Source organism: Vibrio sp. J2-3(2022), from assembly GCF_021725735.1.
GTDB classification, from domain to species: domain Bacteria; phylum Pseudomonadota; class Gammaproteobacteria; order Enterobacterales; family Vibrionaceae; genus Vibrio; species Vibrio diabolicus.
In genome coordinates, this window is record NZ_JAKKCK010000002.1 from 428,833 (window position 1) to 435,877 (window position 7,045).

Annotated in this window: 6 protein-coding genes; 4 read left to right on the forward strand and 2 right to left on the reverse strand. The window is 45.0% G+C overall.

Annotated features, from left to right (window positions below):
• Positions 1–16: 16 nt before the first annotated feature.
• Together L3V27_RS10020 and L3V27_RS10025 are read right to left on the reverse strand one after the other, a co-directional pair.
• Positions 17–1,090 carry a polyamine ABC transporter substrate-binding protein gene (locus tag L3V27_RS10020; protein WP_237311757.1) on the reverse strand — a complete coding sequence of 358 codons (1,074 nt, stop codon included), beginning with the start codon at positions 1,088–1,090 and terminating at the stop codon, positions 17–19.
• Between the two features lie 124 nt (positions 1,091–1,214).
• On the reverse strand, positions 1,215–2,471 hold the full coding sequence (locus L3V27_RS10025; RefSeq protein ID WP_237311758.1) for an FAD-dependent oxidoreductase: 1,257 nt from the start codon (positions 2,469–2,471) through the stop codon (positions 1,215–1,217).
• 109 nt (positions 2,472–2,580) lie between these two features.
• Between L3V27_RS10025 and L3V27_RS10030 the strand changes: the two genes are divergently transcribed.
• The 4 genes from L3V27_RS10030 to L3V27_RS10045 all read left to right on the forward strand — a co-directional run bounded on the left by L3V27_RS10030 (position 2,581) and on the right by L3V27_RS10045 (position 6,757).
• Positions 2,581–3,582 carry a 4-hydroxyproline epimerase gene (locus L3V27_RS10030; RefSeq protein WP_170890585.1) on the forward strand — a complete coding sequence of 334 codons (1,002 nt, stop codon included), beginning with the start codon at positions 2,581–2,583 and terminating at the stop codon, positions 3,580–3,582.
• 21 nt (positions 3,583–3,603) lie between these two features.
• Complete coding sequence (locus tag L3V27_RS10035) at positions 3,604–5,136, forward strand: aldehyde dehydrogenase (NADP(+)) (protein ID WP_237311759.1); 1,533 nt, start codon at positions 3,604–3,606, stop codon at positions 5,134–5,136.
• 151 nt (positions 5,137–5,287) lie between these two features.
• Positions 5,288–5,962 carry a GntR family transcriptional regulator gene (locus L3V27_RS10040; protein ID WP_005377862.1) on the forward strand — a complete coding sequence of 225 codons (675 nt, stop codon included), beginning with the start codon at positions 5,288–5,290 and terminating at the stop codon, positions 5,960–5,962.
• Between the two features lie 30 nt (positions 5,963–5,992).
• Positions 5,993–6,757 (forward strand): transcriptional regulator, encoded by a 765-nt coding sequence (locus L3V27_RS10045; protein ID WP_237311760.1) that lies wholly within the window; start codon positions 5,993–5,995, stop codon positions 6,755–6,757.
• Positions 6,758–7,045 lie beyond the last annotated feature (288 nt).

Consider the following 7,045-nt stretch of genomic DNA (forward strand, 5'->3'; position numbering starts at 1 on the left):
ATACGCAAATTAACGCCTAGTTAAGCAGCCAGGTGTTGAACTCTTCATTGAGTTCATCCGCGTAGTCTGACCACCATTCATCGTTAATCAGGAAGGCGGTTTGGAAGTTTTGAGGTGCGGTAGGAAGGTTCGCTAAAATGTCTGGGTTCACCTCCGCCGAAGACGACTTACGCGTAGGCCCATATGCAATGTACTTAGCTTGATCAGCTAATGGTTTTGTTCCTGAAGAAAAAGCAATGAAGTCCAATGCAAGCTTTGTGTTCTCACTCCCTTTAGGTATCGCCCATCCATTCATGTAACCCATTTGACGGTCCCATATAATCCGAAATGGTTGACCTTCATCTTTACGGGCATTGTGGATTCGGCCGTTAAACGCCGAGGCGATCACCACTTCTTTGTCTGCAAGCATTTGAGGTGGCTGGGCACCTGTTGTCCACCACAGTACTTCTGATTTGATCGTATCCAACTTAGCAAAAGCACGCTCACGCCCCGCTTCGGTTTCGAGCAGGCTGTAGACCTCTTCTGGCTTTACACCATCAGCCAATAGTGCCCACTCAAGATTGCCCTGAGGTTGTTTTTGCAATGCACGTCGACCTGGAAAAGTTTTTAGGTCAAAAAGATCGGTCAACTTGCTAGGCAAAGCCTTACCTTTAAATGCGTCTTCGTTCACCGCTAATACTGTGGACACAACGATGGTATTGATTGCGCATTCGTGAATCGCACCATCAATGAAATCCTCTTGTGCTGGTGTTCCATCTGCGCCCGGAGGCAAAATACTTGGGCTCACTGGTTCTAGTAACCCTTCGGCGCAACCACGAACAATGTCTGGCTTGTCGAGAGAAACCAAATCCCAGCGCACATTGTTCGCTTCCACCTGTGCTTTAATTTCGGCTAATCCGCCGCTGAAATCCTCGGATACGATCTCGACACCTGTTTTTTTAATGAAAGGCTTGTGATATGCCTCCACTTGGCTCTTGGTGAATGCACCACCCCAAGACACGACCGTCAATTTGTCTTCAGCATAAGCAGAGGTCCCCAACAGCATTCCTGAAATCAACAGCGCCAATGGTGCTTTGGTCATTCGTGACATGTTTTACTCCTTTTGGTTGTTTTTCTGGAGGCATCCGAGTACGGCTGTTGGACACCATTTTTGTTAAAATTAAGTTAACATTAGCATTTAATATATTTTATACAATATTTAATATTAAATTTTTTCAGGCGAATCGTTGTAATGAAAAAGGTGAAAGATCAATCGATGTCGGCTTTCCTTCGATAAGCTCTAAAAGGAGATCTGCCGTTATCGCCGCTTGAGTTAATCCAAGGTGTTGGTGGCCAAATGCCAGTAATACATTTCCATCCCAAATGCTATCAATAACCGGTAACGAGTCGACTGTTGAAGGCCGATTCCCCATCCACTTTTCTCCTTGCTTGAGTGGATGTAACCTCGATTCAAACATCTCATCACCTAACTGAAAAAGCATTTCTGAACGTTTCATATTGGGTGGTGACTCTACATCGGCATACTCAACAGTGCCTGCCAAGCGTAGCCCGCCAGACATCGGAGTCATGATGAATTTTCTATCGGCAGAGCTAATAGGAAATGGCAATACATCACGCTTGTCATCCACCATTAGGTGATAACCACGCTCGGCTTGAATAGGCACTTTGACTCCGGTTAGTTGCCGTATCAAAGGCTTAGAATGTACACCAGCGGCAACAATGATTCGGTCAAATGAATGTGTTTGAGACTCAACCAACACCTCGCCATTTTTCGCCAACGCAGATACACCTTTTTGTAAAACCTTACCGCCAAGAACTTCAAAAGCTTCACTTAGCTCAACACAGAGCTGATAAGGGTCTAGCGTATGACCTGTATCGGGAAAAAAGACGCCGACACAAACCTTATGGCTGAGATCAGGTATCCTCTCTCGAATCGCCTCTTGTGTCCAAACTTGATACGCCACACCGTTTTTAGCCAGTGAGTTAAGCGTACTTTGGTAGTCTTTAAACAGTTTCTCGTTTTCAAAAGTGAGCAATGAACCATTCATTTTTATTAGATGTGCTTTTCCGATTGAATCAAGCACACCACGCCAACTTGCCACTGACCGCTCGTTAAGACTCTTAATCGCGTTTTTTGCCTGCTCCGCGGCTGATGGCTTTGTTTGTAATAGGAAACGAATCATCCACCCGATTGTGTTTGGAATATCTTGCCAACGGATCGAAACCGGACTTTTGGAATCTAGCAGCATTTTAGGTAATTGTGGAAGCAGCGCTGGCGTTGCAAGAGGGAAGATTTGCTCAGTCGCGATATGACCTGCATTTCCCTTAGAGCATCCATTCCCCACGCCATTGGGATCAAAAATCGTGACTTGATAACCTTGCTGCTGCAACTTCAATCCAATTGATAAGCCAATAATCCCCGCACCTATCACGGCGATCCTTTCCTTTTTTGTTTCATCCTTGACCAACATAAATATGCTCCGAGTCACACTTGAAAACGCAGATTGTATACAATATATTTTACATTACGTTAACATCGCTATTGTTTAATTCAACCATTTTTTCAGCAAGGAGCGAAAAATGAGACAAGGAACTTTTTTCTGTATTGATGCCCACACCTGCGGCAACCCAGTTAGGCTGGTAGCAGGCGGTGTGCCTCCACTCGAAGGCAATACCATGAGCGAAAAGCGCCAATACTTTCTTGAGCATTATGATTGGATTCGTCAGGCACTCATGTTTGAGCCTCGTGGCCACTCAATGATGTCGGGGTCAGTTGTCTTGCCTCCTTGCAGTGATAACGCAGACGCTTCTATTCTGTTTATTGAAACCAGTGGCTGCTTACCAATGTGTGGCCACGGCACCATTGGAACCGTCACTACCGCTATCGAGAATCGCCTTATCACTCCCAAAAAAGAAGGCCGTTTGATACTTGATGTCCCAGCAGGACAAATCGAAGTGCACTACCAAACAAAAGGTGACAAGGTCACGTCAGTGAGGATATTTAACGTACCAGCTTACCTTGCCCACCAAGACGTAACCGTGGACATAGAGGGCTTAGGTGAGCTCACTGTCGATGTTGCTTATGGCGGAAACTATTACGTAATCGTCGACCCTCAAGAAAACTACGCCGGACTTGAACACTACTCTCCAGATGAAATTTTGATGCTTTCACCAAAAGTTCGCGAAGCGGTATCTCGAGCGGTTGAGTGCGTACATCCAGAAGATCCAACAGTATGCGGTGTTTCTCACGTGCTATGGACCGGAGAGCCCACTCAAGAAAACGCTACCGCTCGAAATGCTGTGTTTTACGGCGACAAAGCGTTGGATCGTTCGCCATGTGGTACGGGAACAAGTGCACGTATGGCGCAATGGCATGCAAGAGGCAAACTCAATCAAGGGGAAGACTTTGTTCACGAAAGTATCATCGGCAGCCTATTTCAAGGACGTATAGAAGGCATTACCGAAGTGAATGGCAAAGCCGCTATTTTGCCAAGCATTGAAGGATGGGCACAAGTATACGGTCACAACACGATATGGGTAGACGATGAAGACCCATATGCGTACGGATTTGAAGTGAAGTAATAAGGATAGTAAGGAAGAATGATGAACCCACAAGAACCAACCACTTTTTACGCAGTCAACGCCTTTACTGGTGAGCCTCTACCTATAGCGTTTCCGGTACATGGAGAGCAAGAAGTTAATCAAGCCGCCTCAGCCGCCCAAAGCGTTGCGCGTGAGTTTCGCCAACTAAGCAATGCAAAGCGAGCGAGCTTACTTTGCTCTATCGCCTCTGAATTGGAAGTGAAGAGTGAAGAAATCGTTGCTCGTGCTCATTTGGAAACTGCCCTTCCCGAAGCACGTTTAAGCGGTGAAATAGGACGTACAGCGAGCCAATTAAGACTATTTGCCGAGGTTGTGAGATCGGGTAATCACCATCAAGCAATTTTCGATACGCCAAACCCAAACCGTCAACCACTGCCAAAACCAGATATTCGCCGTCAACAAATCGCAATTGGCCCTGTCGCCGTGTTTGGTGCGTCTAATTTTCCGCTCGCATTTTCTACGGCAGGTGGTGATACGGCTTCGGCACTGGCCGCTGGCTGTCCTGTGATTGTAAAAGGCCATACCGCCCACCCTGGCACCAGTCAACTTGTTGCAGAGTGTATTGAGGCTGCACTGGAGAAAGAGTGCTTACCGCAAGCCATCTTCACGCTATTGCAAGGCAACAAACGCGCACTTGGCCAAGCACTCGTTACCCATCCAAAAATTAAAGGGGTTGGGTTTACAGGCTCCGTCGGTGGTGGCCGTGCGCTGTTCAATCTAGCTCAGCAAAGACCAGAGCCAATCCCCTTCTATGGTGAACTAGGGGCGATTAACCCAACATTTATTCTCCCTTCAGCCATACGAGCAAACGCCTCATTGGCTGAAGAGTTTGTGGCTTCTATGACTTTGGGCTGTGGACAATTTTGTACAAAACCAGGCGTTGTATTTGTCTTGAATAGCCCAGAAACGCAAGCCTTTATCGAAATAGCTCAAGGGTTAATTCGACAACAATCAACGGCCACTTTGCTAACGCAAGGAATCCGAGAAACGTATGAATCCGAAGTGGATAAGCGAGCTTCCGAAACAGGCATTAACGTCACTCGTTCTGAACAAGCAGAAGCGACCAATGTCTCACCAGCACTGTTCGTGACGGACAGTAAAAACTGGCGTGAAAACCCGCAATGGGAGGAAGAAATATTTGGTCCTCAATCGTTAATCGTAATCTGTGAAGATTTCGATGACATGTTGAAACTGAGTGATTCACTGACTGGATCGCTCACCGCAACCCTTCACGCTACCGCTGAAGACGAAGAACAAGCCAAGCAACTGCTTCCAAGTTTGGAAGAAATCGCCGGACGAATTGTATTCAACGGTTGGCCAACTGGCGTCGAGGTTGGTTACGCTATGGTTCATGGTGGACCATATCCGGCTTCAACCAATTCTGCCTCAACATCTGTCGGTGCGGAGGCTATTCATCGTTGGTTGCGTCCGGTCGCTTATCAAGCTTTGCCAGAATCTTTATTGCCGGATTCATTAAAAGCATCGAACCCACTGGGTATTCAACGCGCCATAGATGGCAGTGTGTCCCAATAAGCCCACCAAATGGCTCAAAAAGGCATCAACTGATGCCTTTTATTTCACTCTACTTCTCAAAACCTTCTTTCCTAGTTGGTTTGTGCCAGAAAAACAATAAACTACTAAAGTAAATGGATTGGATACAATATTAATTTCACGGGAGACTTCAATGTCACAGAAACCTGTTTTTAAAACGCGCACTCAGCTCGTTGAGGAAGCAATTCGAACTCAGATCTTGAAGGGCGAGTTAAAAACTGGTCAACCTTTACGTCAAGATGCGTTAGCAAAAGAGTTTAATGTTAGCCGAATTCCTGTGCGTGAAGCGTTAGTTCAATTGGAAGCACAAGGACTCGTTAGCTTTGAACCTCACAAAGGTGCGACGGTCACTGAGCTATCTCCAGAGAAAATCAATGAGCTATTTGAACTGCGCGCTGTCGTGGAATGCCACATTTTAGAGCGCGCGATTCAAAATATGACAGACGCTGACCTTGAACGCGCGCGCGAAGTTCGCGAACGTTTCGAGTCAGTAGTGAACAGTGGCGACGAAGTAGAAGAATGGAGCAACTACAACTACGAGTTCCACAAAGCCCTATATGCGCCAGCCAACATGCCTGAAACTATGGACGTCATTTACAACCTGAACACAAAGTGTGACCGATACATACGCATGCAGCTATTGTTTACTACAGGCATTAAAAAGGCAGAAGAAGAGCACTTAAGCTTGTTTGAAATGTGCCAAAATCGTGATATCGAAGGCGCCAAGTACCTGCTGAAAAAACACATTCTAGAAGCAGGCACAGCGATTCGAAACCTGCTGCTTGAAAGGCAAAATATCAGCCAGTAAACGGAATAACGAATAAGGTGATATTCAAGGATGAATGTTGGACCAAAGTTTTTACTCGCAGCGCTACGACAAAAGATTAAAGAAGAAGGGCTTTGCTACAATTCCTTGTCAGAGAAAAGTGGCATCCCTTTATCTAGTATTAAACGCCACCTACATAATCCAGCTTTAGGTTTGGATAAAGTACTTATTTATCTGAACTACCTGAATACCGATCTCGTCGAACTCGCAACCTTAGCCAACGAGCTTCAGCACCAAAACGAGCAAATGCTAACAGATGAAGAGAGCGCCCTTTTCGTTGAGCACCCTTATTTACTTGATTTTATTTATATGCTGACTTCTCGTGATATTAAACCGCAAGAGATAGCCCAAACTTACGGACTTTCTGATACAAGCTTACGATTCTATTTGCGTATCGCGGAAATTCTAGGATATGTCGAAAACTTCGGAGACGGCTTGTTTTACCGTTCTGGTCGTCGATTTATTATGGAAGAAGGTACGGCATTAGACACCTTATTCAAAGAGCGATTTCAACAAGATTCGCTTTCTCATGATATCAACCCAGGCGTATGTATAGGTCGCATTAGGCTCACCGAAGAGCAGAAAGTGCAAATAGAGGACGAGCTTTGTAATAAATTAGCGAAACTTAACGCAGTTAACACTTCCAACAATGAAGGTGAACTAATAAATATATTAATGCGTTGCACTCCTGGTGCTCAGATATTTTTCGCTGATGACTTGCCAGATATTGATGGAAGCCTGTTAAAGCACGTCGCCCAATTGACTAAAATAAATTAAAACATCAGATTAAAAATTTACCCCAAACCTAGAACGCATCATTTATTCCTACCAAATCTCTAATAAGTAGAGTTTCCCGTCCCGAAACTTACTTTCTATTTAGCAAACAACAATTAGTCGACTAAGAGAACCCTCCATTTCATCTTTGTTTTTTTCCTTATTATTACGCTGAAACTACTAAGGAACTTAAGGAATAACTAATGGATTTATAAGAATAAAAGATAAACATTTTTACGTTATTTACCTCACACTCTTTAAATATAAATTTGCAGACGAACGAATTAAATT